The organism is Streptomyces sp. NPDC038200, from assembly GCF_055600785.1.
Genome location: NZ_JBVJYH010000034.1, coordinates 21,435 through 48,310, shown reverse-complemented (window position 1 = coordinate 48,310; position 26,876 = coordinate 21,435). Strand labels below are relative to the sequence as shown.

The 26,876-nt window shown below is 73.8% G+C and carries 21 protein-coding genes; 12 read left to right on the top strand and 9 right to left on the bottom strand.

Going from position 1 to position 26,876, the window contains the following annotated elements; genetic code table 11:
* The first annotated feature begins 13 nt into the window (after nt 1-13).
* Genes ACZ7KF_RS39580 through ACZ7KF_RS39565 form a run of 4 tightly spaced genes read left to right on the top strand, consistent with a single transcriptional unit; the run spans nt 14 to nt 6,249 of the window.
* Nucleotides 14-1,381 (top strand): cytochrome ubiquinol oxidase subunit I, encoded by a 1,368-nt coding sequence (locus tag ACZ7KF_RS39580; protein ID WP_471086841.1) that lies wholly within the window; start codon nt 14-16, stop codon nt 1,379-1,381.
* A complete protein-coding gene (locus tag ACZ7KF_RS39575) occupies nt 1,374-2,630 on the top strand; it encodes a cytochrome d ubiquinol oxidase subunit II (protein WP_471086838.1) in 1,257 nt (418 codons plus the stop codon). Before ACZ7KF_RS39580 ends, ACZ7KF_RS39575 begins: the two co-directional genes overlap by 8 nt.
* Nucleotides 2,627-4,357, top strand: a complete 1,731-nt coding sequence (locus tag ACZ7KF_RS39570; protein ID WP_471086835.1) for an ABC transporter ATP-binding protein/permease — start codon at nt 2,627-2,629, stop codon at nt 4,355-4,357. The genes ACZ7KF_RS39575 and ACZ7KF_RS39570 overlap by 4 nt, the downstream gene beginning before the upstream one ends.
* Nucleotides 4,354-6,249, top strand: a complete 1,896-nt coding sequence (locus tag ACZ7KF_RS39565) for an ATP-binding cassette domain-containing protein (RefSeq protein ID WP_471086832.1) — start codon at nt 4,354-4,356, stop codon at nt 6,247-6,249. Before ACZ7KF_RS39570 ends, ACZ7KF_RS39565 begins: the two co-directional genes overlap by 4 nt.
* 110 nt (nt 6,250-6,359) lie before the next feature.
* Here the strand turns inward: ACZ7KF_RS39565 and ACZ7KF_RS39560 are convergent, their stop codons facing one another.
* Entirely contained in the window at nt 6,360-6,617 is a 258-nt protein-coding gene (locus ACZ7KF_RS39560) for a hypothetical protein (protein ID WP_471086829.1), read from the bottom strand.
* Nucleotides 6,604-6,861, bottom strand: coding sequence for a DUF6400 family protein (locus ACZ7KF_RS39555; protein WP_471086827.1), 258 nt, complete (start codon nt 6,859-6,861; stop codon nt 6,604-6,606). The genes ACZ7KF_RS39560 and ACZ7KF_RS39555 overlap by 14 nt, the downstream gene beginning before the upstream one ends.
* Before the next feature lie 171 nt (nt 6,862-7,032).
* Here ACZ7KF_RS39555 and ACZ7KF_RS39550 point away from each other — a divergent pair, with 171 nt between their 5' ends.
* From ACZ7KF_RS39550 to ACZ7KF_RS39520, 7 genes are all read left to right on the top strand, one after another.
* Nucleotides 7,033-8,082 (top strand): helix-turn-helix domain-containing protein, encoded by a 1,050-nt coding sequence (locus ACZ7KF_RS39550; RefSeq protein ID WP_471086824.1) that lies wholly within the window; start codon nt 7,033-7,035, stop codon nt 8,080-8,082.
* A gap of 71 nt (nt 8,083-8,153) precedes the next feature.
* Nucleotides 8,154-10,901 carry an ATP-binding protein gene (locus ACZ7KF_RS39545; protein ID WP_471086822.1) on the top strand — a complete coding sequence of 916 codons (2,748 nt, stop codon included), beginning with the start codon at nt 8,154-8,156 and terminating at the stop codon, nt 10,899-10,901.
* A 47-nt stretch (nt 10,902-10,948) separates the two neighbouring features.
* Nucleotides 10,949-11,749, top strand: coding sequence for an alpha/beta fold hydrolase (locus ACZ7KF_RS39540; RefSeq protein ID WP_471086819.1), 801 nt, complete (start codon nt 10,949-10,951; stop codon nt 11,747-11,749).
* Between the two features lie 125 nt (nt 11,750-11,874).
* Entirely contained in the window at nt 11,875-13,122 is a 1,248-nt protein-coding gene (locus ACZ7KF_RS39535; protein ID WP_471086816.1) for a sugar ABC transporter substrate-binding protein, read from the top strand.
* Nucleotides 13,094-14,053: a carbohydrate ABC transporter permease gene (locus ACZ7KF_RS39530; protein ID WP_471086813.1), complete on the top strand. Its 960-nt coding sequence runs from the start codon at nt 13,094-13,096 to the stop codon at nt 14,051-14,053. Before ACZ7KF_RS39535 ends, ACZ7KF_RS39530 begins: the two co-directional genes overlap by 29 nt.
* Before the next feature lie 68 nt (nt 14,054-14,121).
* Nucleotides 14,122-14,874 (top strand): carbohydrate ABC transporter permease, encoded by a 753-nt coding sequence (locus tag ACZ7KF_RS39525; RefSeq protein WP_471086902.1) that lies wholly within the window; start codon nt 14,122-14,124, stop codon nt 14,872-14,874.
* A 122-nt stretch (nt 14,875-14,996) separates the two neighbouring features.
* A complete protein-coding gene (locus tag ACZ7KF_RS39520; protein WP_471086899.1) occupies nt 14,997-15,524 on the top strand; it encodes a GNAT family N-acetyltransferase in 528 nt (175 codons plus the stop codon).
* A gap of 22 nt (nt 15,525-15,546) precedes the next feature.
* On the opposite strand, the gene ACZ7KF_RS39515 is transcribed toward ACZ7KF_RS39520, so the two are convergent.
* The 7 genes from ACZ7KF_RS39515 to ACZ7KF_RS39485 form a co-directional block, all read right to left on the bottom strand.
* Nucleotides 15,547-15,780, bottom strand: a complete 234-nt coding sequence (locus ACZ7KF_RS39515) for a hypothetical protein (protein ID WP_471086810.1) — start codon at nt 15,778-15,780, stop codon at nt 15,547-15,549.
* Between the two features lie 64 nt (nt 15,781-15,844).
* Nucleotides 15,845-16,297, bottom strand: coding sequence for a DUF5709 domain-containing protein (locus tag ACZ7KF_RS39510; protein ID WP_471086896.1), 453 nt, complete (start codon nt 16,295-16,297; stop codon nt 15,845-15,847).
* Nucleotides 16,298-16,413: 116 nt separating this feature from the next.
* Complete coding sequence (locus ACZ7KF_RS39505; protein ID WP_471086807.1) at nt 16,414-17,337, bottom strand: glyoxalase; 924 nt, start codon at nt 17,335-17,337, stop codon at nt 16,414-16,416.
* Nucleotides 17,338-17,427: 90 nt separating this feature from the next.
* A complete protein-coding gene (locus ACZ7KF_RS39500; RefSeq protein WP_471086804.1) occupies nt 17,428-18,441 on the bottom strand; it encodes a helix-turn-helix domain-containing protein in 1,014 nt (337 codons plus the stop codon).
* The gene (locus ACZ7KF_RS39495; protein ID WP_471086801.1) at nt 18,435-19,475 is read right to left on the bottom strand and encodes an AraC-like ligand-binding domain-containing protein; all 1,041 of its coding nucleotides are present in this window, start codon (nt 19,473-19,475) and stop codon (nt 18,435-18,437) included. The genes ACZ7KF_RS39500 and ACZ7KF_RS39495 overlap by 7 nt, the downstream gene beginning before the upstream one ends.
* Before the next feature lie 73 nt (nt 19,476-19,548).
* Nucleotides 19,549-20,535: an alpha/beta hydrolase gene (locus tag ACZ7KF_RS39490; RefSeq protein WP_471086798.1), complete on the bottom strand. Its 987-nt coding sequence runs from the start codon at nt 20,533-20,535 to the stop codon at nt 19,549-19,551.
* 66 nt (nt 20,536-20,601) lie between these two features.
* On the bottom strand, nt 20,602-23,637 hold the full coding sequence (locus tag ACZ7KF_RS39485) for a helix-turn-helix transcriptional regulator (RefSeq protein ID WP_471086795.1): 3,036 nt from the start codon (nt 23,635-23,637) through the stop codon (nt 20,602-20,604).
* Between the two features lie 313 nt (nt 23,638-23,950).
* Between ACZ7KF_RS39485 and ACZ7KF_RS39480 the strand changes: the two genes are divergently transcribed.
* A complete protein-coding gene (locus tag ACZ7KF_RS39480; protein WP_471086893.1) occupies nt 23,951-26,713 on the top strand; it encodes an ATP-binding protein in 2,763 nt (920 codons plus the stop codon).
* Nucleotides 26,714-26,876: the final 163 nt, after the last annotated feature.

Sequence of the window (26,876 nt, the reverse complement as noted above, 5' to 3'; positions counted from 1 at the left end):
CCCTGGAGTACTCATGGCTTCGTCCACCGTCGTCGAGCTGTCCCGCTGGCAGTTCGCGATCACCGCGATCTTCCATATGACCTTCCCCGCGCTCACCGTGGGGCTCTCCGTGCTCCTCGCCGTCGTCTACACGGTGTACGTCCGCACGGGAAATCCGCTGTACCTGCAGATCTTCCGGTTCTGGAAGAAGATCTTCGCCGTCGGTTTCGGCCTCGGTGTCGTCGCCGGCACGGTGATGACCTTCGAGTTCGGCCTCAACTGGGGCACGTACGCCCATGCGGTCGGACCCGTCATCGGCGTCACCATCGGCATGGAGGTGATCACGGCCTTCTTCCTGGAGGCCGGCTTCATCGGCCTCATGCTCTACGGAGACGGCCGGATCCGCCCGCGCACCATGGCCCTGGCCAGCTGGATGGTCGCCTTCGGCACCCTGCTGTCCACCACCTGGATCCTGTCGGCCAACAGCTGGATGCAGGACCCCGTCGGCTACCGCAGGACCGACGGCCAGTTCCACGCCACGGACTGGGCCGACATCCTGCTCAACCCCGCCTTCGCCCACCGTTTCCCGCACATGCTGCTGGCCGTGCTGATCAGTGCCGCCTGGTTCGTCGGCGGGATCTCCGCCTGGTACCTGGTCAAGAACCGGGTGCACGCCCAGCCCATGGCCCGCCGCTGCCTGTCCATCGCCCTCGGCGTCCTCGGCGTGCTGATGCCGGTCCAGCTGTACGTCGGCGACGGCACGGCGGTCTTCATGGGACAGCACCAGCTGCCCAAGCTGGAGGCGTTCGAAGGCAACTGGAAGAGCGACAACAACGGCTACAACCTGCTCGTCGTCCCCGACACCGACAAGGGCGAGAACCTGCTGCACGTCGAGGTCCCCTACCTCGGCTCGGTCATCGCCCAGGACCTCAGCGGCAGGACGACGACACCCGGACTGCTCCAGACCCCGCCCGACGAACGCCCCAACATGTGGACCACCTTCTACGGCTTCCGCGCGATGTACTTCACCGCGCTGCTCATGTTCGGCACCGCCTTCGCGGGCGTGGTCCTGCGCCTGCGGCGGCGCCTGTTCGACTCGCCGCGCTTTCTGAAGTGGATGGTGTGGATGACCCCGGCCGGGATCATCGCCGTCACCGGCGGCTGGATCGTCGCCGAGACCGGCCGCCAGCCCTGGGTGGTGTACGGCCAGCTGCGCACCGCGGACGCGGTCTCCCACCTCAGCGCCCCCGAGGTCGCCACCACCCTGGCCGGCTTCGTCCTGCTCTACGTCACCCTGCTGGCCGTCTGGGCCCGCTACATCGTCCGTACGGTCAAGGCCGGTCCCGAGGCACTGCCCACCGGACCCGCCTCGCCCGACGTATCGGAGGCCCTCGTTGCTTGAGTACGCCGCCTACGCCCTGGTCCTGTTCTCGCTCGGCATGTACGTCGTCCTCGACGGCTACGACCTCGGGGTGGGCATGCTCAGCCTGGCGGCCGGGCCCGAGCGACGGCGGGAGTACGGCGAGATCGTCGCCACCGCCTGGGACGCCAACGAGAGCTGGATCATCCTGGCCGGAGTCGTCCTGTGGGCCGGTCTGCCCGGCGCCTACTCCGTGGTCCTGCCCGCCGTCTACCTGCCGTTGATCGGCATGCTGATCGCCGTCATCCTGCGCGGCCTCGGTCTGGAGATGCACAGCGCGGCCGGTGGCTACCGGCGCGGCTGGGCGCTGCTGTTCGGCGGGGCGTCGCTCGCGGCGGCCGTCTGCCAGGGGCTCGTGCTCGGCGCCGTGCTCAGCGGCCCGCGGCAGCGGGGCGGAACCTTCACGGGCGGGGCGTTCGACTGGCTCACGCCGTACAGCGCGCTGTGCGCGCTCGGACTGGTCGTCGTCTACCTGCTGGCCGGCGCCGCGTGGCTGCAGGACAAGACCGAGGGCTGGTCACGGTCGCGGGCCCGGCGCACCGGACGGTCGCTGCTGGCGGCCACCGCGGTGACCGCGGTCGTCCTGGGCCTGCTGCTGCCGGGCGCCGACCCGCAGGAGACGCACCTGGGCGAGCCCGTGCGGGCCGTGCTGTTCTGGCTCGCGGTCGCCGTCGCCGTCGCGGCCGGGGCCGTCGCCTGGTTCGGCTTCGGCCGCGCCCCCGACTGGCGGCCGTTCGCCGCCGTGGCCACGCTGATCACCTCGGGGCTGCTGGGCCTGGCGGTGCTGACCGTCCCGGTCGTCGTACCGCCCGGCCTGACGGTCCACCAGGTCGCGAGTCCGCACTCCTCCCAGCTCTTCCTGGTGCTGGGCGTGGGCCTGTGCATGCCGTTCGTCCTGGCCTACAACGTGTACGCCTGGCACAGCTTCCGCGGCAAGCACACCGATCCGGTCGAGCAGGCCCTGCCGCCCCTGCGGACCGTGCCGCGTGCTCCGACGGCCGCTCCCCCGGCCTCCGGCACCGTGCGGACACTGCTGCGCCGGGCCCTGCTGGTGGTGCTCGGCATCCTGGCGACGGCCCTGTCGCAGGACGTGTTCGGCGGGGTGTCCCACTGGATCGGTCCCCTCGGCGTCGCCGTGCTCGCCGCGGCCGCGCTGGCCGCGTGGATCGCCGGCGACCGCCGTGACCTGCGGGACGGGTGCTTCGACGCGGGGGCGGAGAGCACCTCGTGAGCACGTCCGCCACCGTACTGCTGGACGAACTGGCCGAGGACCGCGGTGATGCCCCGGTGGCCGAGCGGCTACGGCAGTGGGCGGCCGTCGGCCGGCCGGAGCTGCGCCGCGCGGGACTCCTGCGTGGCGCGGCCCAGTCGGGCACGGTCGTCTGGGCGGGCGGGCTGGCCTGGGCGGCGCAGCGCGGCCTGGACGCGCTGCACGGCGCCCCCGCGTCCGCCGTGACGGCGCCCGCGCTGGTGGTGGCGGCCGGGATCGCCCTGCGGGCCGCGCTGCTGGCCGCGGGCGAGGCCGCCGCCGCCCGCGGCGCCCGCACCGTGCGCCAGGCCCTGCGCACCCGGCTCGTCGAGGCGGCGCTGCCGGCCCACGGCCCGGCCCCGGCCGACCCGGACGACGCGGCCCTGGCCCAGGCCGTCGACGGTGAGGTCGACGAGCTGAGCGACTGGCTCACCGACTACCTGCCGGCGCGGACCACCATGCTGCTCGGCAGCGGTCTCGTCCTGGCCGCCATCGCCTGGCGCAGCTGGTTCGTCGCCCTGCTGGTGCTGGCCGCGACCCCGCTGCTGCCGGCGAATCTGAAGGTGATCGGCCTGGGGGCGCAGACCGCCGTACGCGCTCAGCTGTCGGCCGTCCGTACGCACCGGGCGCGACTCCTGGACCATCTGCGCGGCCTGCCCACCCTGGTGGGGCTCGGCGCGCACGACGAGGCGGCCGAGGCGCTGGCCGGCCACGACCGGGAGGTGGCCGGGCGCACCGAGAAGGTGCTGCGCATCGCCTTCCTGTCGACCGCGTGGATCGAGCTGCTCATCACCGGCACCCTCGCGGTCGTGGCGACGTACTGCGGGCTGGTCCTCCTCGACTATCTGCGGCTGCCCCTCGTACCGGACCACATGAGCCTGTCCGCCGCGCTGTTCGTCCTGGTCCTGGTGCCCGCGTACTTCGCGCCGGCCCGGGACCTGGCCGCCGGCTACCACGCCCGCGCCCGCGCGAACGCCGCCGCCGGCCTGCTCGCCCCGCTTCTGGACACGCACCGCGCGACCGCGGCACCCGCCGGTCCGCCGGCGCGGGCAGCCACGACGCCGCCCGGGGTGCGTCTGGACGCGGTGACGGTCCGACACCCCGGGCGACTCGCCCCCGCCCTGGACGGTGTGAGCGTGCGTCTCGCGCCGGGTCGGTGCCTGGCCGTCAGCGGGCCCAGCGGGGCGGGCAAGTCCACCCTGCTGGCCGTCGCGGCCGGGCTGTGTCCACCCGACGGCGGACGCGCCTGCCACGTCCTCGACGGCCGGCCCGTTCCCGCCGATCCCGGGCGGGTCGCCTGGGTGAGCCAGCCCGCGCACCTGCTGCCCGGCACCCTGCGCGAGAACCTGCTGCTGGCCCGGCCCGGCGCGAGCGACCACGATCTGCTCGACGCCATCGCCTCGCTCGGCTTCACCGACATCCTGGCCGCGGTGCCCCAGGGGCTCGACACGCCACTGGGCGAACGCGGCACCGGGCTGTCCTCCGGGCAGTCGCAGCAACTCGCCCTCGTCCGGGCGCTGCTGCGGGACGCGCCGCTGCTGTGCCTGGACGAGCCCACCGCGCATCTCGACCCCGAGGCGGAGCAGCGCGTCATCTCCGCCCTGCGCACCCTGACCCGCGACCGGACCGTCCTGCTCGCCACCCACAGCCCCGCGCTGCTGGCCCTCGCGGACCAGGTCGTCACGCTGGACCACGGGAGAGCCCGATGAAACCGGACAACGCCTGGCGGCTGCTGCGTACGGCGGCTCCCCGCCGCGCCCTCGTGACCGGGATGCTCCTCGCCGTCGCGGGGGAACTCGCCGGCGCCGCACTCCTGGGCGTGTCCGGGTGGTTCCTGACGACCTGCGCCGTGGTGACGCTCCAGGCCAACACCACCTGGTCCTGGATGTACCCGTCCGGCGCCGTGCGGGCGCTGGCCCTGGGCCGCACCGGCCTGCGGTATCTGGAACGCCTGGCCAACCACCGGACCCTGCTCTCCGCCCAGGTGGCCCTGCGCGCCCGGCTGGCCCGCGGCGCCGCCCGGCTCACTCCGCGCGAGCTGCGCGCGCAGCGCGACGGAACGCTGCTCACCCGGCTCACCACCGACGTGGAGACCGTGGCGGGCCTGCCCGCGAACGTCTGCGCCCCGCTGGCGGCGGCGGTCACCACGGCCTGCCTCGTGGAGATCCTGCTGCTGGCGGCGATGCCTCTGCTGGGGGCGGCCGAGCTGGTCGTCCTCGCGGCCGGCCTCTGCTGCGCCCGGCGGGCCCATCGCCGTGCCCGGGCCCGGCTGGCCGCCGCCGCCGAGGCCAGGGCCGCACTCCGTACCGCGCTGCTCGGCAGCCGGGCCGCCTTCGACGAACTGCGGTGCCTGGACGCCGTGCCCCGGGCGCGCCGGACGGCGACGACCGCCATGACGGCGGTCGAGTCCGCCGAGTGGGCCGCCGCCCGAGCCGAACGCCTCGGCCGTCTGGCGCTGCGCCTGCTCGCCGCCCTGGGCCAGGCAGCGGTGCTGCTGATCGCCCTGCGCGCGGCCCCGGCCCAGCCGGTCGCGGTCGTGGTGGGCGAGGTGCTGCTGCTGGCCGCCGGATGGGAGCTGCTGGAGAGACTGCCCCGGCTGCTCCAGCAGCTGGCCCAGGCCGGGGACGCGGCGGCACGCCTCGCACCGCTGGCAGCCGGGGAGCACCCCACGCGCCGGAATCGTCCGGCCGGCGACTCCGCGAAGACGCCCGACTCCCCGGCCACGCGGACGCCCGGCCACCGGCCCGCGGAGACGACCGGCCTCCCGACCGCGAAGACGGCCGGCCACCGGCCCGCCGCGACCACCGGCCTCCCGACCGCGGAGACGGCCACCGTCCCGACCGCTGAGACGGCCGACCTCCCGACCGCGGAAACGACCGGCCACCGGTCCGTGGAGGCGACCGGTCGTCCCTCCGTGGGAACGGTCGGCCTCCCGTCCCTGGAGGCCGCAGGTCTCCCGCTTCCCGGCTCGTCCGGGCCTCTCACCGCGACCCTGTCGGGCCCCGGTCTGACGCTGATCACCGGTCCCAACGGCAGCGGGAAGTCGACGCTGCTCGGTCGGCTCGCCGGCCGGCTGCCGGCCCCCGCCGGCACGGTCCTGCTCGGCGGCGCGCCGGTGCACGGGCTGTCGGCCGAGGCCGTCGCCGAGACCGTCACGCTCGTGGAGGCCGACGACTGGCTGGCCGACGACACGGTGGCGGCGAATCTGCGGCAGGCGGCACCCTCGGCCGTCGCCACCGACCTGCGGGCCGTACTGCGCGTCGTCGGCCTCCCGGCCCTGCCGCTGGACACCGCGGTGGGCCCCGGCGGACGTCGGCTGTCGCAGGGGCAGCGCAGACGCCTCGCCATCGCGCGCGCCGTGCTGAGGCGGCCCCCGGTCCTGCTGCTCGACGAACCCACCGCCGGCCTGGACCGCCCCACGGCCGAGGCCCTGCTGGCCGCGCTGCCCCGGGCACTGCCCGGGACCTCGCTGGTGATCGCGCTCCAGGAACAGGACGCCGGCCTGCTGGACCGGGCACCCGCGACCATCGTCCGCCTCGGTCGCGACCCCGTCGCCCCCGACCGGGGCACGGAAGGCGACCGTCTCCTCACATCGCGCTGATCAGCGGGCGCGACATCGCCCGCCGAGCATTCGCGCCCGTCCCCCGCGCACCGCCGGGAGGGACCGGGCGTACGCGCATCGGTCCTGGCCACGACCGGGCCACGGTCCCCTCACTGCCCTTCCAGGCCGCTCCTCCGGCGTGTCCAGCGGGTGCGGGTGGCGCCGAAGCCCGTCTCGTGGTCCCAGATGCGGGTGCACGAAGGGCACTGGAGGTGGAGGAGGCTGCCGGTGTTGGACAGCAGGTAGCGCCAGTGGTCCGGGCACCTGCCGCCCTCTTCGCACCGGGGGCACCCCCGGTGGTCCTGGCAGTGCGGGCAGGTCACCCAGGCCCGGCGCCCGATGTCGGCCTGGGGATCAAGCGGAAGCACGACCGTCCCCGCGCCGGGGGAGGACACCGGCGGCGACGAGGGTGTCGTAGAGCCGCTGCTGTTCCTCGTCGAGGCCGGAATACAGCAGGTCGTACGCCTCCTCCTCGTCGCGCATCACCTTGACGGGGTCCCAGCCGGCGCCGAGTGCCTCCATGACATGGGCGCGTCGGGTCATTTCATGGCCGGTGAGATCGACGGCGAAATCGACCGGCTCGTCGGGAAGGGGGGCATTCTGGGCGGACATATGACCGAACGTAGGGAGCGCTTCCCCGCCACGACAAGTGCACGTGGGCGACATCACAGCAGGTCGGTGCTGCCTTCCGGTACTCCGGGGTTTCACGGGTTCACGCGATGTGGCCGCCCGGACGCACTGGCACGGTGTGTCCGAAAGCGCACTTGCGGAAGGGCGGAATTCATGTCGTCGTATTCATCGACACCGGAACCCGGAAACCCGGGCACCCTCTACACCACGGACGCGGTACCCGCCCACCGCCGGCGCGCCTTCTGGCGCGAGGCCCTCTCCCAGACGTTCGGCGCCGTGGACATGGGCGTTCCCGACGAGGTCGACTGCGGCAGGATCCGCACGTCGCTGCTGGGCCCGATGCAGGTGGTCACCGTGGACGGCGATCCGTTGCAGGCCCTGCGCACCCGGCGGCTCATCGCGGGCAGCGACAACGACGACTTCGTGGTGGTGAAGCTGCTGACCAAGGGGGTCGCCCGCATCCGGCAGGACAGCCGTGACACGTACGTGCGGCCGGGCCAGCTCTTCGTCTACGACATGGCGCGGCCGGTCCAGCTCACTCTCCCCCAGTGCTTCCAGACGAAGTCTCTCGTGCTGCCCCGCGAGGTACTGGGCCTGAGCGAGTCGGACCTCCAGCGCATCACGGCCTCCCCGCTCGGCTCCGACTCGGCACTCGGCGAACTGCTGACGCCCTTCCTGTCCCGGCTCGTGGACACCGCGAGAACGTATCCGCAGCGCACGGGTGACCAGATCGCGCGCAATGTGGTGGACCTGGTGCAGGCGCTGGCCGAGGAGCGACTCGGCGGGGCCTCCGCGGACACGCCGAGCGCCGCCCGGATGTCGCTGCTGCGGATCCGGTCCTACATCGACCAGCACCTCGCGGATCCGGATCTGGCTCCGGAGACCATCGCGGGGGCCCACCACATCTCCGTGCGCTATCTGCACAAGCTGTTCCAGCTGGAGGACATCACCGTCAGCCGGTGGATCCAGCAGCGGCGGCTGGAGCAGTGCCGGCGTGACCTGGCCCGCCGGCAGGTGGGCGGGCAGACCATCGCCGCGGTGGCCCACCGCTGGGGCTTCAGCAGCGCTTCGCACTTCAGCCGGGTGTTCCGGGCCGCTTACGGCGTCTCCCCCGCCGAGTGGCGAAGCTCCGCCATGTGCGGGGCTGTTGTGTCTCAGCTGCCGCCGGTCCAGGCCCTGGGCGGAGCTGCGCATGTGCGCTGAGCTGCCGTTTTTGCCATAGTGGGCCTCCGGAAAGCCGGTGTCGTCGGCGTGTGGGGGCAGGGAGGGCCTAAGTGGCGGGGTCAGGCGGATCGCTGTCCAGGAGCGGTCTGCGCGGCCGGGAGGCCGAACTCGAAGAGCTGGGCATGCTGATCGCGTCGGTGGCCCGCACCGGAGGCGGCGCACTGGCCCTGATCCGCGGGGAACCGGGCATCGGCAAGACGACGCTTCTCACCGAAGCCGTGGCCAGGGCCGAAGCGGCGGAATTCTCCGTCGGCCTGGGCAAGGCCGACGAACTGCATCACCTCGTACCGCTCTCGTCGCTGGCGACCTGTGTCCTGCACGGTGATCAGCCACTGCTGTCCGGCGACGCCTTCGCCGATCTGGCGCAGAACCACGATCAGCGGATCTGGCTGGTCGAGCGGCTGGCGGAGGTGATCGAGGAGCGAGCCGGCAGCGTGCCGGTGCTGATCGCCCTGGACGACGCGCAGTGGGCCGACCCGCTGAGCCGGTTCGCGCTGAACCAGCTGCCGAGACGCCTGCGGACCTCGCCGGTGCTGTGGATCCTGACCGAGCGGCGGGGCGTGGACGGTCCGGCCGGGGAGGTCCTCGCGTCGGTACGTGGCGAACTCCCGGTGAGGACGGTGTCGTTGGGCCCGTTGTCCGGAGCCGCCATCGGCCAGCTCGCCGACGACACCCTGGGGGCCGGGGTGGACGAGCGCGTACGCGGCCTGCTGGAAGGAGCGGGCGGGAATCCGTTCCTGGCGGTCGAGATGCTCGCGGGCCTGCGGACCACCGGTTCCTCCGGCGAGCCGGTGCCCCCCGGACTCGTGACGGGTGTACGCGGCAGGCTCAGGACCCTGCATCCCGACACGCTGCGCTTCCTGCAGATGGGGGCGGTGCTGGGACGGGGTTTCGGCTTCCACGACGCCGCGGCGCTCTGCGGCCGGCCGTCCGTCTCGCTGATCGCGGCGCTGGAGGAGGCGGTGGGCGCGGGACTGCTCGAAGACGACGGCGAGCAGTTGGTCTTCCGGCATGATCTGCTGCGCCAGGCGGTGTACGTGGACATCCCGCCCTCGGCCCGCAAGGCGCTGCACCGGGAGGCCGCGGGTCGGCTCGTCGGCACCGGTCACCGGCCCATCGACGTGGTGTCGCACATCCTCAGGGGCGCCCTGCCCGGCGACGAGGAGGCGGTGGCGTTGCTGAGGCGTGCCGCCGACGACGTCCTGCCGGTCACACCGGGCCTCGCGGCCGACCTCGCGACGCGCGCCCTGGAGCTGGTGCCGACCCCGCGCCCGTTGGCGTACGAGGTGGGTGAGCAGGCCATCGTCTGTCTGACCCGGGCCGGCCGGAACCGCGAGGCGCTGTCGACCGGCGACCGGCTGCTGGCCGGCCGGCCGCCCGTGGAGGCGTTCGGCCGGTTGCAGGCCGCCCTCGGCGGCACGCTGTGGAACCTGGATCTCGCCGACGAGCTGCGCCGCCGGGCCGAGACGGCCCTCGCGGTCGGCGGCGCCTCCCCCGAGGTCGAGGCGCGGCTGGCCGCGCTGCGGGCACTGGCCCTGTCCCGGGGGCACGATCTCGGCCCGGCGCGGGCGGCGGGCGAGGACGCGCTGCGTGCCGCCGTGGCCGTCGGTGACCGGGAGGCCCATGTCCAGGCCCTGTTCGCGCTCGGTGAGATCGCGCTCAACGCGGGCGAGAACGCCGTCGCGCTGGAGCGTTTCACCGCGCTCAACGCCGTCGATCCCGGCTTCTTCCCCGAGGAGATCGTCGCGTACCAGCACATGGACGACTTCGAGACCAGCGAGCGGCTGCTGTCGAAGGCCGCGGACGAGGCCGGCGGGATCCGCGAGGCCATGCTGCTGTGGGCCCAGGGGCAGCAGCAGTTGGGGCTCGGCAGGCTCGACGACGCCGACGCCGACTTCGTGACGATGGAGCGTCTGGAGGACGACGTCCAGGTGCCCGTCCAGCAGGTGAACGCCCGCGTGATCCGCTCCCGGATCGCCCTGCTGCGCGGTGACCGGGATGCGGCACGGCACCATCTGGCGCAGGCCCGGAAGCGGCTGGCGGTCAAACCGAACCCGGGGAACACCGCCGCGGTGCGCTTCCTGGAAGCCGTCCATGCCGCGGCGGACGGGGAATTCGGGCTTGCCGTCGCCAGGATTCGCCTGGTGCAGGAGGAGGGCCCCTTCCTGCGCTGGCGGCTGCTGCGTACCTGGGTCGGCTCCGCGATCCGGATGGCGCTGCGCGGCGCGGACCGTGCGCTGGCCGAGGACCTGGCCGCGCAGGCCGAGGCCCACGCCGCACGCAATCCGGCGGTGCCCACCGCCGTGGGGGTCGCGGCGCAGGCCCGTGGACTGGTGACGAGCGATCCCGTGCTGCTGGAACGCTCCGTCGGTCTGCTCGAGGCGAGTCCGCGTCCGCTGGTGCGCGCGGGGGCGCACGCCGATCTCGGGCGGGCGCTCCTGGCGGCGGGGCGCCAGACCGAGGCGGTGGCGGCCCTGACGCGGGCCCATACCGCCTTCCTGTCATCGGGTGCGCACGCCACCGCGGCCCGCCTGCAGCGTGATCTCCGGAGGGCGGGCGACGGCAGCCGCCGGGCTGCGAACGCGCAGCGTCCCGTCCAGGGCTGGGAGGCCCTGACGGCCTCGGAGAAGAAGGTCGCGCGTCTGGTCGCCCAGGGGCACACCAACCGTACGGCCGCGGAGGTGCTCGTCGTCTCCCCCCACACCGTCAACACCCACCTGACCTCGGCCTTCCGCAAGCTGTCGGTCAACTCCCGGGTCCAGCTGGCCAACCTGGTGACGGCGCTGGCCGAGGACTGAGCCGGTTCCTGGTACGTTCACGCGATGCCGTCGCGATCTTGCTGCGCTTGGCTGGGAACCCCACCCTCTCGGAGGTCGCCGGCGTGCACGGTTCCACCCCCTCTCCGCTGACCGTCGTCCTCGTGCACGGCGCGTTCACCGACGCCTCGTCATGGGCGGCGGTCGTGCGGCGCCTCCAGGCCGCCGGACTGGCGGTGCACGCCCCGGCGAACCCGCTGCGCGGTCTGGCGCACGACGCCGCCTACCTCAGGAGCGTGGTCCGTCAGATCGGCACCCCGGTCGTCCTGGCCGGCCACGGCTACGGCGGCGCGGTCATCACCGATGCCGCGGCCGACGCCGAGAACGTCACGGCACTGTGCTACGTCGCGGCGTTCGGTCTCGACGCCGGCGAGTGCCTCCTGGACGTCACTCAACGCTTTCCCTCCATGCCGGAGGCGGACGCGGCCGTCGCCCCCGCGGTGCCCGCGGATCCGGAGAGCGAGCTGTACATCCACCGGGACAGTTTCCTTCCGGTGTATGCCGCCGATCTGTCACCCCGCGCCACCAGGGTGCTGTCCGTGACGCAACGCCCGATCGCCCCCAGAGCGCTGACCGCCAGATCGGGGCCGCCCGCATGGGCCGCCAAACCGTCCTGGTACGCCATCGCCGCCGCCGACCGGATGCTCAACCCCACCGCTCAGCGCTTCATGGCCCAGCGCATGGCGGCGACCGAGTACGTGCTGGACGGTTCGCACGCCGTGGTTCTCTCGCAGCCCGGCGCCGTGGCGACGATGATCCGGGAAGCGGCCGGACAGAGCACTGACGGGGGCTACGGATACGGGAGTTCGTCAGCCCTTCCGATCGGGTGATCGCCTGAGCGGTTGAATACGGTAATATCCGCGCTCGGACCGTAAGATGCCGGTACGGACCGTCTCGCCCAGTCCTCCCGAGATCGACGCTCCGGCAGCAGACTCCACTCGGGAAGGCACCCTCCATGACCTCAGCGACCAGGCCATCGGCTCGGCGCACCACCGTGCTCTCCGCGGCGCTGGCCCTGATCCTGGCCGCCACCGGCTGCGGCGGAACCGGCTCCGCGTCCGGCGGCCGCGAGGTCACCACCATCACCGCGCTCGACTACTACACCGACGCGGCCGAGCACGCCCAGTGGAGCGAGCGGCTGGGCGCCTGCGGCAAGGCGGCCGGCGTCACCGTCGAACACCGGAGCATCCCGGGGGCCTCGCTCGTACCCACGGTGCTGCGGCAGGCGTCGTCACGGACCCTCCCGGATCTGTTGATGCTGGACAACCCCGATCTCCAGCAGATCGCGCAGACCGGCGCGCTGACCCCGCTGGACCGCTACGGTATCGACTCCGGCGGCTACACCGAGGGCATTCTGTCGGCCGGCACCTATCAGGGGAAGGTGTACGGGCTGGCGCCCACGGTCAGCACGGTCGCCCTCTTCTACAACAAGGACATGCTCGCCGAGGCCGGTGTCGCCGTACCGAAGACCTGGGACGAGCTGAAGACGGCCGCCGCCGAACTGACCCGGCCGGGGCGCTACGGCATGGCGGTGGACGCCAACGCCACGTTCGAGGGCACCTGGCAGTTCCTGCCCTTCCTGTGGTCCAACGGCGGTGACGAGAAGCGGCTGGACACCCCGCAGGCCGCGCAGGCGCTCCGGCTCTGGGTCGACCTGGTGAAAAGCGGATCCATGTCGAAGTCGGTGCTGAACTGGACGCAGGCCGATGTCCACGACCAGTTCGTCGCCGGCAAGACGGCCATGATGGTCAACGGCCCCTGGCGGATATCGGCGCTGAACAAGGCCGGGAAGCTGCACTGGGGCGTGGCTCCCCTACCCGTGCGCCGGCCGGGCCAGACCCTGGTGACGCCGCTCGGCGGCGAGGTGTGGACCGTCCCGCAGAACTCCTCCGAGGCCCGGCAGGCCAAGGCCGCCCGGGTCCTGGCCTGCCTGAACGGTTCCTCGCAGATGCTCGCCCTGGCCCGGCAGTACTTCACCGTGCCCTCCCGCGCCACGGTGGCCGCCCGGTACGCCAAGGAGGTGCCCTCGATGGCCGCCTTCGTCCGGAGCGTCGAACGGTCCCGGCCCCGCACCAGCCGGCTCGGCGTCACGTGGCCCAAGGCGGCGACCGGGATCTACACCGCCGTCCAGGACGCGCTGACGGGCGAGCGGACACCGGAGGAAGCACTCAGGCATGCGCAGCGGATCGCGACGGACTCCTGACCGGCCGGCTCCCCGGCGGACGGACGGCGCGCGGGCCGTGGCCCGGGCGCGCCGGCGGGAGCGGATCGCCCACTGGATGTTCCTCCTGCCCGCCCTGGCCTATCTGCTGCTGTTCTTCGGCTACCCCGTCGTCAAGAACGTCGCGATGAGCTTCCAGCAGTACACGGCCACGACCTTCTACACGGGTTCCGCGCCGTTCGTGGGGCTGCGGAACTACGCGAAGGTCCTGTCGTCGGACCTGTTCGGGCCCGCCCTGCTGACGACGGTCCTGTTCACCGTCGGCTCGGTCCTCGGGCAGTTCGTGCTGGGGCTGGCCCTCGCCCTGTTCTTCCACCGCAAGTTCCCGCTGGGCGGCGTGCTCCGGTCGCTGCTGCTGCTGCCGTGGCTGCTGCCCCTGGTCGTCTCCGGAGCGACCTGGCGGTGGATGCTCGACACCGACTCGGGCGTGGTCAACCGGGCGCTGCGCGACCTCCATCTGCTGCCGTCGGGCGTCCCCTGGCTGACCGGCACCTCCGAGGCGCTGGTGTCGGTGATCCTGGTCAACGTCTGGGTGGGCATCCCCTTCAACACCGCGCTCCTGTACGGCGGGCTCCAGGACATCCCGGCCCCTCTCCACGAGGCGGCGAAGCTGGACGGCGCGGGCCCGCTGGCGTCGTTCCGCCATGTCACCTGGCCGCTGCTGCGGCCCGTGGCCGGTGTCGTGCTGGTGCTGGGCGTGGTCTACACGGTCAAGGTGTTCGACATCATCCTCGTGGTGACGGGCGGGGGACCGGCCGACGCCACCGAGACCCTCGCCACCCGCTCCTACGAGCTGTCCTTCCAGCAGTTCGAGTTCGGGCGGGGAGCCGCGATGGGCAACGTACTCATCCTCATCTCGTTCGTTTTCGCCCTCGTCCACCTGCGCGCCAACCGTCGCGCCCTGACCGCGTGAAGGGCGGTCCGGTGAAGCGCACGCGCGGCTGGCCGTCCACGATCGCGGGCATCGTCCTGCTCGGGCTGATGCTGTTCCCGGTGTACTGGATGGTCAACGTCTCGCTGCAGCCGGCGGGCAACGCCCTCCGGGCGGGCTGGTTCCCCCTCCATCCGGACTTCGGCGGCTGGGCCACCGCCCTGCGCGAGCAGGGAAGCAGCCTCGTCACGAGCCTCGTCGTGGCCCTGGGCAGTGTGGTGCTGAGTCTCGCGCTGGCGGCGCCGGCGGCCTACGCTCTGGCCCGGCTGCCGCTCCGGGGAACCGCCGTCGTGGTCTTCGGCATCCTGGTCACCCAGATGGTGCCGGGCATCGTCGTGGCCAACGCGCTGTACGGCGCCTACAACGACCTGGGGCTCCTGAACTCCCGCCTCGGGCTGATCCTCGCCGACTCGACCACCGGGGTGCCTTTCGCGATCATCGTTCTGCGCGCGTTCATGCAGAGCGTTCCGGGGGAGATCATCGAGGCCGCGCGGGTGGACGGCGCCGGGCGGCTGCGCGTCTTCTGGTCCGTGGTGCTGCCGCTGAGCGTCAATGCGCTGATCACGGCCGGCCTGTTCGTCTTCCTCTTCGCCTGGGGCGACTTCCTCTTCGCTCTCACCCTGAACACCACGGACGCGGTACGCCCCGTCACCGTCGGCGTCTACCGGTACATCGGCGCCCACACGAACCAGTGGAACGCCCTCATGGCCACGGCCGTGCTGGCTTCTCTCCCGGCGTGCGCACTGCTGGTCGTCGCTCAGCGGCACATCGCCGCGGGAGCCACCGGCGGGGCCGTCAAGTGAGTGGCGCCCCGTGGTGTCGCGGGCACACCCCTGCCCCTGATCCTTCCCGGGTGGTGACGGCACCGTAGTGTCTGCCGCACGCCAGCAGCCGGAGCGGCCGGACAGGAGACCGTGTGGACGCCATGAAGATCGAGCCCGTCGAGACCGAGAGGCTGCGTCTCGTGCCGCTCGCCGTGGAGCACGCGGACGAGATGGCCGAGGCGCTCCGCGACCCTGCTCTGCACGACTTCATCGGTGGTGCCCCGCACTCCGCGCAGGCCATGCGCTCCCGGTACGAACGCCTGGTCGCCGGCTCCCCCGACCCCTCGCAGACGTGGTGGAACTGGGTGATCCTGGTCCGCGAGGAGAAGTGCCTGGCCGGGACGGTGCAGGCGACGATCACCGTTGCCGAGGGCGGGTGTGCGGCCGAGGTCGCCTGGGTGGTCGGTACTCCGTGGCAAGGGCGCGGCATCGCCACGGAAGCGGCGCGCGGCCTGGTCTCCTGGCTGCGCGAGCAGGACGTGCGGGTGATCCGCGCTCACATCCATCCCGGTCATCACGCCTCCGCCGCCGTCGCCACCGCCGCCGGTCTGACCCCTACCGCTCACCGGCACGACGGCGAGATCCGGTGGGAGTTCCCGGCGACGCGGTCACCCGCCGACCACGCCTGACCGTCCGGCCCTCTCCACCGTGCTACCGCGGTCCGATGCCGAGGTCCGTGTCGACGTCGTACCCGGCCTCCGCACCGCCGGCCGTGGGACGGGCGATGTCGGTCCCCAGGTCGAACGCCGCGCCGTCGATCGCCTGCTCCAGGTCGGACTCCTCTCGCTCGGCCTGAGCGCGGTGGTGGTGCTCGGCCATCCGTTCCCTGATGTGGCGCAGGTGCGGGTGGCCGTCGTGGTCCGGAGCCGGTCCGGTGGTGTTCATGCGGTCGTCCTCGTCTCGTGTTCCCGGCCGATGCGGGGTGCCGGCAGAGCGCCGGGCCGGAAGGTCAGTAGGTCCAGCCGTCGGGGATCACATGGATCGCGGCCTCCTCCGCCGACGCCCCGGCGCCGTCCAGCCCCCGGTCGGATGCGAACGGGGTGGACTCGGTGATCTCGTGGCTGCCCTCGTCCGGCGCGACAAGGCGTCCGGCGCGCTCGTCACCGACCTCGTCGTCGATGAGTTCGCCGTCCGTGTCCCAGGTGTCGCCGATCCCGTCGCCCTGGGGGACACCGATGTCCGGCTGCTCCTCGGCGAGGCGTTCCGCCAGGCTCTCGCCCCGCCACCGCTCCGCCGCCGTGACACCGGTGCGGTTCACGCCCCAGGGCTTCTCCGGGGGTGAGTAGCCTTCGTCCAGGGCCTCCTCGCCGCCCCGGTAGTCCAGCGTGTCCGACGCGTCGAGCAGGCCGACGTCGTCCTGCACCTCCGCCCCGTCCGGCTGGTAGACGTCGTCACCCATCATCTCGTCCCTCAACTGCGTTTCCTCGTCGTCCTGGTGGGGGGACGGACCGCCGTCCCTCCCCCGTTCGTCTGTCTGCCGGGCCGCTCACCGCGACGCCCTGCCGCCGGCCCGGCGGCTCAGTGATGGCTGTCTTCGTGCAGTTCGGCCACATAGCCGCCCGGGAACCGCACCATCGCGTCGGCGCGGCCGTCGGCGGCGTACGGCCCCCACAGCACCTCGGCCCCCGCCGCCTCGGCCTTGCGCAGCGTCACCGCCAGGTCCCGTACCGCGTAGCCCGTGGTCTCGCGCCCGAACGGGTAGGGAAGATGGCCGTCGGTGACGCTCACGACCGTGTTGCCGAACGGGGACCGGATGGCGATACGGCGGTACGTCCTCCCGGGCAGACCGATGTCACCGGCGTCCGCCGTCCGCTGGTCGGAGACGATCCGGCCACCGGTGAACCGCAGGTAGGAGCCGAGGAAGTCGTGCACCGCGTCGGGCGTGAGGTAGACGCGGTTGTCGGGCACGCTGTCCAGGGGCGCGTACGCGGGCGCCTTGGTGTGCCAGTACAACTGGGCGTTGACGCCGCCCGGGAACTGGACGACCGCGTCCCGGCCGATGGGGTCGTCGAACGGCGCGACGACCACGTGCGCGCCGCTCTTCCGGGCCAGCCGCACGCCCTTGTCGAAGTCGCTCATGAGCCAGCCCGTGCGCTCGGTGCCGAACGGGTACGGGACGGGGGTCTTGAAGTCGAAGACGGACAGGGTGCCGACGGGCGAGAGGACCAGCTCCGACTCGGTGCTGCTGGGCGTCGGGGTGACGGTCGTGACGACCTTGGCCGTGTGGCTGCCGCCGAAGGTCGCCTGCCAGCTGTCGACGAACGCGTCCACGTCACCCGGGGTGACGTAGACGTGCGTGGTGTCGTACTGGGGCCCGACCGCCGTGGTCGACGCCGGTGCCGCGGCGTCCCCGCTCTGCGCCGAGGACGGTGCCCCGGAGCCCACCACGCTCACCGCCACCATTAACACGGGCAGCATCCATGCCATCGCCCTGCGCTTCATTCCCGTTCCCTTCCGCCGGAACCATGTGAACCGAAAGGTAGGGAACGCGGGATGCTCCGACCGTGCCGACAGCGCCCCGGGTGTTGCCTGTCAGGGAACAGTGCGCTCTCCTGCGGGGTCGTGGGGCTGGGCGTCCGTGCCGGCGGCGGCGTTGCGCCACTGCACGGGTGACATGCCGTACGTCTCGCGGAACGTCCGGCTGAAGTGGGACGGGCTGGCGAACCCCCAGCGCGCGGCCACCGCGGCGATCGACCTGTGCACCGCACCGGGCCGGGCGAGTTCCCGGCGGGCGGCCTCCAGGCGCCGGGCCCGCACCCAGGAGTTGACGGTCGTGCCGTGCTGCTGGAAGAGCCGGTGCAGATAGCGCAGCGAGATGCCGTGCTGATCGGCGATGTCCTGCGGGGCCAGACCGGGCTCCCCCAGGCGGTCCTGGACGGACTCCGTGATCCGCTCCCACAGCGCCGGCGCGGGCCCGCTCCCCGCCTGTTCCAGCGCGACGGTGGCCAGGATCTCCGCCGCGGCGCGGGCGAGCTGCTCGCGGCGGGCCGCGGGGGCCCTGGTGACCTCCTCGACGAGCCCGCACAGCACCGGCAGCAGCAGGGCTGCCGCTCCCTCCCCCGACTCGTCCACCACGGTGGCCGTGAGCGCGGACAGCTGGCCTTCGTCCAGGCGCAGCTGAGCCCGGGGCAGCATGAGGACCCGGGCCCGCTGCCGGCCGGGCAGCACGATCCGGAACGGGCGCCGCGCGTCGAGGAACGCCGTGTGGCCGGGCAGGAGTTCGGCGGTGCGGCCGTCCTGGAGCAGCAGCGCGGTGCCCTCCAGCTGCCGGCGCATCAGGATGTGGGTGCGGTGGTCGGCGGCCACCGACCGGGCGCTGCGCACGATCGTTCCCGGGCCGGACCTCTCCGTGGCGATCTGGAGCGGCCCCCAGCGTTCCACGGACAGCTCGCCCGCCCACGGGCGGCCACGCTCCACGGCGACCTCCAGGTCCACGAAGGCCCGTGAGAGCGTGCGCTGCCAGGCGGCGACCCGGTCCCGGGTGGCGAGGTCCCCGGTGGAGAAGGACAGCCCCTGGGCGGGGGTGGTGGACGATCCCGTCAGCACGGCGCTTCTCCCGCCGTGCCGCTCCCGCGCTCCCGGTCGAGCCAGTCCGTGGGGGACAGCCCGAAGCAGCCGCGGAACGCCCTGCTGAACCCGGCGAGGCTGCGGAAGCCCCAGCGTCGTGCGACCTGGCCGAGGCTGACGGCTCCCGGTTCGCGTGCGGCGAGTTCCCGGCGGCATTGTTCCAGGCGCAGCTCGCGGATCCACTGGCACAAGGTGGTGCTCTCGGCCTCGAACAGCCGGTGCAGGTACCGGACGGAGATGCCGTGGACGGCGGCGATGCGCCGGGGGGTGAGGCCGGGGTCGGGCAGGTGCCAGCTGACGAAGTTCCTGATCCGCAGCAGCAGCACCCGGTCGGTGCCCGTCAGCTCCGTGGTGTCCGCGCCCAGGTGATGGGCCGCCGTGGCCGCCGTCAGGTCGATGACGGCCTGGGCCAGCCGCTCGGCCACCGGTGTCGCGTATGTCTCGGAGCCGTCCGCCAGCCGCTCCAGCAACGGCGTGAGCAGGGCGGGCAGACCACGGTCCGGGCCCAGTGCGCGCGCGGTGAGCTGCCCCAGGTCGGCTTCCGGCCGTTCGAGCAGGTCCCGGGGGACCGCGAAGACGTGCATCCGGAAGCGTTCCGGGAAGGTGGTGCGGAAGGGCCGGAGGGTCTCGAAGAATCCGATGTCTCCGGCCCTCAGCTCGGTTGTCCGGCCGTCCTGTTCGACCTGGGCCCGGCCGGTCCTCTGGAGGGCCACGAAGACCTGCCGCCCGTCACCGCGGGCGATGAAGCGCGGCGCCCGGTGGACCCGGCCAGGGTCGCACTCCACCGTGGTGATCCGAAGGCTTCCGAGGTGCGCGGTGCGCAGGGCCGCGTCGTACGTACGGCCTTCGGTGGCGATGTCCATCCCCACGAGCGTCGCGAGCACGGCGTCGTGCCAGAAGTCCAGGCTCTCCCGGGGCGGCACCGAGCGGGTGGTCAGCACGTGGGCTCGCGGGCTCGTGACGGCGGTCGTGCACCAGCGTCTGTCTTCGAAGGATCCGATGACGGTTGGCATACTGTGAGCGTGCTGTGCCGGGGCCCTGCGGCGCATCAGTCGGTCGACTGGTCCTCGGCCCTACCGTGCCCCGTCAGGACAGGCGGTCCCGCAGGAAGGCACAACCGGTCTCCAGCGCCGCCCGCGTGGGCGCGCTGTCGTGCAGGGCGTGCAGCGCCGCGAAGTCGTGGATCGTGCCGAGGAACCGCACGGCGGAGGCGTCGACCCCGGCCGCGCGCAGCTGGCGCGCGTACTGCTCTCCCTCGTCCCGGGCGACGTCGGCCTCCGCGGTGACGACGAGCGCGGGCGGCAGTCCCGCCAGTTCCTCGGTCCGCGCACGCAGCGGTGACGCGGTCGGCTCGTCCCGCAGCGCCGGGTCGGTGACGTACTGCCCCCAGTAGGCGCGCAGCGCCCGGCGGGTGAGCAGGTACCCGGTGGCGAACTGCCGTTGCGAGGGGCTGTCGCAGCGGTGGTCGGTGAGCGGGTAGTAGAGCAGCTGTGCGCTGATCCGCGGGCCGCGCCGGGCCTTCGCCAGCATGGTCACGGCGGCGGCGAGGGTGGCCCCGGCGCAGTCGCCGGCCACGGCCAGCCGGTCCGCGTCGAGACCGAGTCCGCCGGCCCGGGAGACCACGAAGTCCAGCAGGGCGTAGCACTCCTCCAGCGCCACCGGGTAGCGGGCCTCGGGTGTGCGGCTGTACTCCGGGACGACGGCGCACACACCCGCGCCGACGACGAGTTCGCTGATGAGGCGGGCATGGGTCTGCGCGTCGCCGAGCCTCCACCGGCCGCCGTGCAGGTACAGGAGGGTGGGGAGCGGGTCCGTCGTACCGGCCGGGCGCACGGTCCAGAAGCCGAGCAGCCCGGAGGGGCCGACGGAGGCCACCCGGAAGACCGCGTCCACGTCGAAGTCCTCGATGCGGTCCACCTGGGTCTCGCGCAGTGCCCGCCGTCCGGCCTCGGGGGCGAGGTCGTCGAGGGACGGCGGCGTGGCGGACGCGGTGACCAGTCGCTGTACGACGGCGTCGAGGACGATCGCGGCGTGGGAGTCACCGCCCGCTCGGTGTCCGAAGGCTCCCGGCATCACGCACTCTCCTCTGACTGGGCCGCGCCGCTCGTCAGCGGGTCGGCGGGGAGACGGCCGTTCGCCTCACCGCTCCTGAAGGAGGTCACGCAGCTGGTGGCGACGGCTGATGCCGAGCTTGGGATAGACGTTGTACAGGTGTGAGCCGACCGTACGCGGCGAGAGGAAGAGCTGTTCACCGATCTCACGATTCGAAAGGCCGCGTGCGGCCAGCTGGACGATCTGCCGCTGCTGAGCCGTCAACTGCTCCAGCCGGTCTCCGGTGTCGGGGGTGGCCGCCGCTCCGCAGGCGCGCAGCTCGCGCCGGGCGGCTGCCGCGAGGGCGCCGACGCCGAGGCGCTCGGCGGTCTCCAGCACCGTGTTCAGCTGCTCGCGCGCTTCCCGGGGCCGGCGGCGACGGCGCAGCCAGATGGCGTAGTTGAGGCGGACGTGGGCACGCTCCCACGGCCAGCGTTCCGCCTCGTGGTTGACCAGCGCGAGGTGGAAGTGCTGTTCGGCGTCGTGGTCCGGGTCGACCAGGGCGGTGGCATGGTGCAGGAGCAGCGTCATCCTGGTGGTGGGGCGCTCCCCCTGCTCCGACCGGACCCGGGCGAGGATCGGCGCGACCTTCGCCGAGCGGCCGGTGCGCTGGGCCGCGACGGCGAGTTCGGCGATGCTCCGGGACGACAGGAAGGGGTGCAGCGGGGATCCGTCGGCGGTGAACAGGGCGCGCAGGTGCCGCCAGCTCGCGTCCCAGTCCCCCAGCGCGATGGCGGCGAGTCCCCGGGCGCGCAGCAGACGTGCGTGGGTGGCCCGGTTCTCGTCGAGGCAGACGGCGCGCCAGATCGAAGGGGTGAGCCACGGCTCCCGCGGGACGGTTCCGCGGAGCGCCAGCAGGGTGAGGGACTGCGCTTCCAGATCCGCCTGGAGGCGTGGCAGGCGCAGGACCGCGGCCTCGGCCCCGGCCTCCCGGATCAGCTGCTCGGCCTCGGTGAACCGCCCGGTGTTCACGAGGGTGTCCTGGAGGGCGAGGACCGACCAGGCGCGGATGCCGAAGGCGCGCGCGGCCCGGAGGTGGGCGTCGGCCTTGCGCAGCTGGGCCAGGCACACGTCCGCCTCGTCGGCGTGGTAGGCCACCGAGGCGACCGCCATCCGGCAGGCCAGCGCGTCCGGGGCGTCCAGCAGCCCGCTGTGCGGGCGGCCGAGGCCGGGCAGCAGTCGGGCGGCGGTCCGCGGGCGGAGCACCGTGGTGACGAACGCGTCCAGTGCCGCTTCCGCGTCCGGCGTGTCCAGACGGCCCAGCAGCCCGGTCACCGGGGTCGGGCGGGCACCGGGCCGGCCGGCCTGCCGGGCGCCGTCGAGCAGGGCGGCCAGCGCCGCCCGGTGCTCCGGGAGACCGGACTGGAACGCGATGGTGGCGGCCAGGGAGGCCATCGTGAGCGCTACCGGCCGGCCGGCCGCGCGTATGTGCCCCGACACGTTCGTCAGCACGTCGAAGGCCTCCCGCGGGGAGGATTCCTGGGACAGGACCGAGGCCAGGGAAGCGGCGGCGGCGCAGGCGAGGTCAGGATGCGTACGGGCGGGCTCCGCGTCGCTCGCGTGGGCGCGGGGGCGTTGCGGGTCCGACGAGCGCCGGACCGCGGGATCCGGTTCCGCCCCGTCCCGCACGGCCGTTCGCGGATCCGGCGACTCCCGAGCGGCGGGATCCGGATCCGCCGCGTCGAGCCGGGCGGGGTGCGGGTCCGACGACTCGCGGGCGACACGTTCCAGATCCGCCGCGTCCCGTACGAACCGTCCGTACAGGTCCCGCACCCAGCCGGGATCGCCCACGGTGTGCGCGGCCACCAGGGCCTCGGACTGCCGGCGGATGCGGGCCTCGGGCCGGGGGCTGAGCCGGGTCGCGTGCTCCAGGGCGCGTGCGGCGGCCACGGCGTCCCGGCGCCGCCATGCGGAGTCCGCCAGGGCGGCGGCCACGGGTTCGCTGGTGCCGACGGTGGCGGCGGCCAGGTGACGGGCGCGGGCCTCCGGGTGTGCGGCGGCCCGGGCGAGGTCCCGGTGCGCCTGGTGCCGCGCGTCCGCCGGGCACCGCGAGAGCGCGGCCGACCGGGCCAGCGGATGCCGGAAGACCAGGCGGTCCTCGACCAGCGCGACCAGGCCGGCCGCCTCCGCCGGGGCCCACACCGCCAGGTCGTCGGTGCCCAGGGCCGTCATGAGGGCGGCGACGGTCTCGCCGGGTCCGGCGGCGGCCGCGTACAGCAAGGCCCGTGCGGTCTCCGGGGGAAGCGCGTCGAGGCGTGCCGCGAACAGCTGGGCCGTGTGCGGGCGTTGCGCCGGCACGGCGCCGTAGAGTCCCGTCCGGGCGGGCGAGGGGGTACGGCGGCTCAGTTCCACCAGGGCGAGGGGGTTGCCCTCGGCCTCCTCCAGGATCTCCAGCCTGCGCCTGCCCATGGTCGGTGCGGGCTGCCGGTCGAGCAGCGCCGCGGCCGACGGGACGCTCAGCGGGCCCAGATGCAGGGTCTCCGTGCCGGGGGGCGGGACGAGCGGGGGCGCGTCGCCGCGGGCGGTGAGCAGGACCGTCAGCGCGCGGCCGGTCAGGAGCCGGGTGGCCGCGCAGAGGGCGTCGAGGAAGGCGCGGTCGCAGCTGTGCGCGTCGTCCACGGACACCAGTACCGGGCGGAGGGTGACGAGCCGGTCCAGCATCGCCAGCAGTGCCGCCTGCACCTGTGCGTCGTCCGGCCCGACGTGCCCGGCACCGGGGTTCAGGGCGGCACTCAGCACCTGGCCGTGCGGGCCGGGCAGGGCCGGCACGACGTCCAGGACCGGTGCGAGCAGTTGCTGCAGGCAGGCGCGGGTCTGCCGCCGGTCCGCGGCCCAGCCCTGGGCCGACAGCACCAGCATGCCGTTGCCGGCGGCCGCTTCCCGGGCGTGGCGGAGCAGCGTCGTACGCCCGATCCCCTCCTCCCCGAGGAGCAGCAGCGCCTGGGGGCTGCCGGGCTCGCGCGTGACGCACTGCAGGATCCGCTCGATCTCGCCGTCCCGGCCGAGGGGGTGCGCCTGCCCCGCGCGGCGCGGTCGGCGGCCGGCTGCCTCATCGGCCGCCGGCTTGGATGGATGGACCGTCATACACGAACTCCGGACCTGTTCGATCGCCCGCGCTGTGGGCGTGTTCCCTGACCAGGGCCATCATTCGAGGAGCCGGAGCGGCGGCGCTTCTGTCACATGACCAGTCGTGCGCGCTCGCCGGTCCCGGCCCGGAACGGAGGCGGAGGCGCCGGTCCCGGCCGGCAGCGGAGGCGGAGGCGCCGGTCCCGGCCGGCTGCGGAGGCGGAAGCGGGACCGTGAGCGGCCGGTCGTACGGTGGTTGCCGCGCGCTGGGCCGGTCGCGGCTGACAGGATTCCCAGCGGCATGATCATCGGCTTGAGGAGAACGACCGTGATGCACACTGGTGCCGAGCACCCCGCCGATCCGGGCATCCTGGGCAGAGCTGCCGAGCTGTCCCGGGTCGGGGACCTGCTCGGGGCGGTGGCCGGCACCGGCCCGCAGGTGCTGGTGCTGACCGGGGAGCCGGGGGCGGGCAAGAGCACCCTCGTCGACTGGGCGGCCGAGCAGGGACGGGCCCGCGGACTGCGGACCCTGCGCGTGCGCGGCAGCGAGGGCGAGGCCGGTCTGGGCCTGTCCGGCATCCACCAGCTGCTGCATCCGCTGCTGCCCGGTGACACGCTGCCCGCCCCGCAGCGGGAGGCGCTCGACCGTGCCTTCGGGCCGGCGGCGGTGCCGGGCGCGGTGACCCTCGACCAGCTGTCGCTGTGCGTCAGCGTCCTCGCCCTGCTCGGCGACGCCGCGGCACGGCAGCCGCTGCTCCTGCTGGTGGACGACGCCCAGTGGCTCGACCTCGGCTCGGTGGACGTGCTGGGCTTCCTCGCCCGGCGTCTGGAGGGCACCCCCGTGGTGATGCTGCTCGCCGCCCGCGAGGAGGCCGTACCGGCCCGGTTCGACCGGGACTTCCCCCAGGTGACCGTCGGCCCGCTGAGCCGGGCGGCGGCGGGGCTGCTGCTGGACGCGCAGCCCGCCCCGCCCCGCGGCCGGGCCCGCACGCAGATCCTCCAGCAGGCCGCCGGCAACCCGCTGGCCCTGATCGAGCTGCCCCGAGCCCTCGCCCGGGGGCGGAACGGCGCGGGGCAGGACGGTGGTACCGCGGTTCCGCTCACCGCACGTCTGGTGAATCTCTTCGCCGCCGACCTGCCCGGTCTGCCCTCGGCCACGCGTGAGGCCCTGCTCCTGGTCGCCGCCGCGGGCAGCGGACAGCTGGCCGACCTGATGCGTGCCGCCCCTTCGTCGGACGTCGTCGAGGCGCTGGCACCCGCGGAGCGCGTCGGCCTGGTGCGGATCGAGGCCGGTCAGGTGCTGTTGCGTCATCCGCTGGTCCGCTCGGCCGTCTACCAGGCCGCGTCCTTCACCGAGCGTCGGCAGGCCCACCTCGCCCTGGCCGCCGTGCTCACCGGGGAACCGGACCGCCGCGCCTGGCATCTGGCCGCCGCGGCGACAGGGCAGGACGCGGAGGTCGCCGACGCCCTCGCCGAGAGTGCCGAACGCGCTCGTGCGAGGGGCGGCCACGCGGCGGCCGCGGCGGCGCTGGAACGCGCGGCGGAGCTGACCCCGGAGCCGGAGCTGCGTGCCCGGCGCCTGCTGACGGCCGCGCAGTCGGCCATGTTCGCCGGTCACCCGCAGTGGGTCGGCGAGATCAGCGGACGCGTCGGTGACCTGACCGGTGACGGACGGCTGCGGGCCGAGGCCTCCCTCCTGGGCGGCTGGGCCCTGGGGGTCACGCTCCACCACGAGGAGGCGCTGGGGCTGCTGCTCGGTGTCGCCGAGGCCACCGCGACCGCGGCTCCGGATCTGGCACTCGGCACCCTGAGCACCGCCGCGACGTCCGTCTACAACTCCGGGGCGCCGTACTACCGGACCGAGCTGGAGCGGATCAGCGCGCTGATCGACGCACCGGGCGATCCCGCCGCCCTCGCCTGGGCCGCGGCGGTCGTCGACCCGCATCGTCGACGGGAGCGGTCGACCGGGCTGTTGCGGGACGGGCTGGCCGCCATGTCACAGGATTCGCTCGGGGACCTCACGGCGATCGGCGGCGCGACCTGGATCCTGGACGAGACCGAGCAGGCCGTACGGATTCTCCGGCGGACCATGGACGTCCTGCGGCGGGCCGGCAGCGCGGGCACGAACGCCACGGTCACCCAGGCCCTCGCCCTCGCCCTGTTCGAGAGCGGTTCCTGGACGGCGGCCCGGACCGCGGCCGACGAAGCCTTCTGGATGGCGACGGAGGCGGGGGCGGACAACGTCACCGTGGGTGCCTGCGTCCTCCGGGCGACCCTGCGGGCGCTGCAGGGCGACCACGCCGCCGGGCGGGCCCAGGCGATGGAGGCCGTACGCGGCGTGGACCTGCGCGGCTCCCGGAGCCTTCAGGTCCGGCACCGGCACGCCATGGGCATGGCCGCGTTCGTCGCGGGCGACCACGCCGAGGCCTACGACCAGTTGCGCGCGACCTTCACCCGCGACTTCCGCCCGGCTCCCGTCCACTACCACGCCTCCCTCTACTACCTGGGCGATCTGGCGGCCGCCGCCGTGCGCGCCGGCCGGGCGGACGACGCGCGGACGGTGGTCGACGCGATGGAGCACGACCTGACCTCCGACAGGTCCCCCCGGCTGGCCGCCGTACTCCACCGGGCCGCCGCTCTGCTGACCGAGACCGAGGACGCCGAGAAGCACTTCCGGGCCGCTCTCGCCGACTCCGTCACCGACTGCTGGCCCTTCGAGAAGGCGCTGATACAGCTCGACTTCGGTGAGTGGCTGCGCCGACGGCGCCGCAGCGCCGACGCACGACCGCACCTCGGTGCGGCGCTGGAATGCTTCGAGCGGCTCGACGCCCGGCCGTGGACCGAGCGCGCGGCGGCGGAACTGCGGGCGGCGGGGGCCCCGGCGGCGGCCCCGAGCCCGGCGAGCGCACTCACCCCGCAGGAGCGGCAGATCGCCGAGCTGGCCGCGCAGGGGCTGACCAACCGCGACATCGCGGCCCGGCTGTACCTCTCGCCCCGCACGGTCGGCTACCACCTGCACAAGATCTTCCCCAAGCTGGGCATCCGCGCCCGGGCGCAGCTCCGTGACGCGCTCTCCCAGGATCCGCCGCAGTGAGGCAGCGGGGCCGCGGAGCGGCGGCGGGGCCGGGCAGTCCGTCATCGGCGTCGGCGAGCGCCGCGCCCGCTCCCGCCGGTGTACCGGTCGCACTCGGGCGGCCGGATGCACCTCGCTGTACGCGGCGGCCCGATCGCGCGATCATGGGCCGTTCACCGACCCG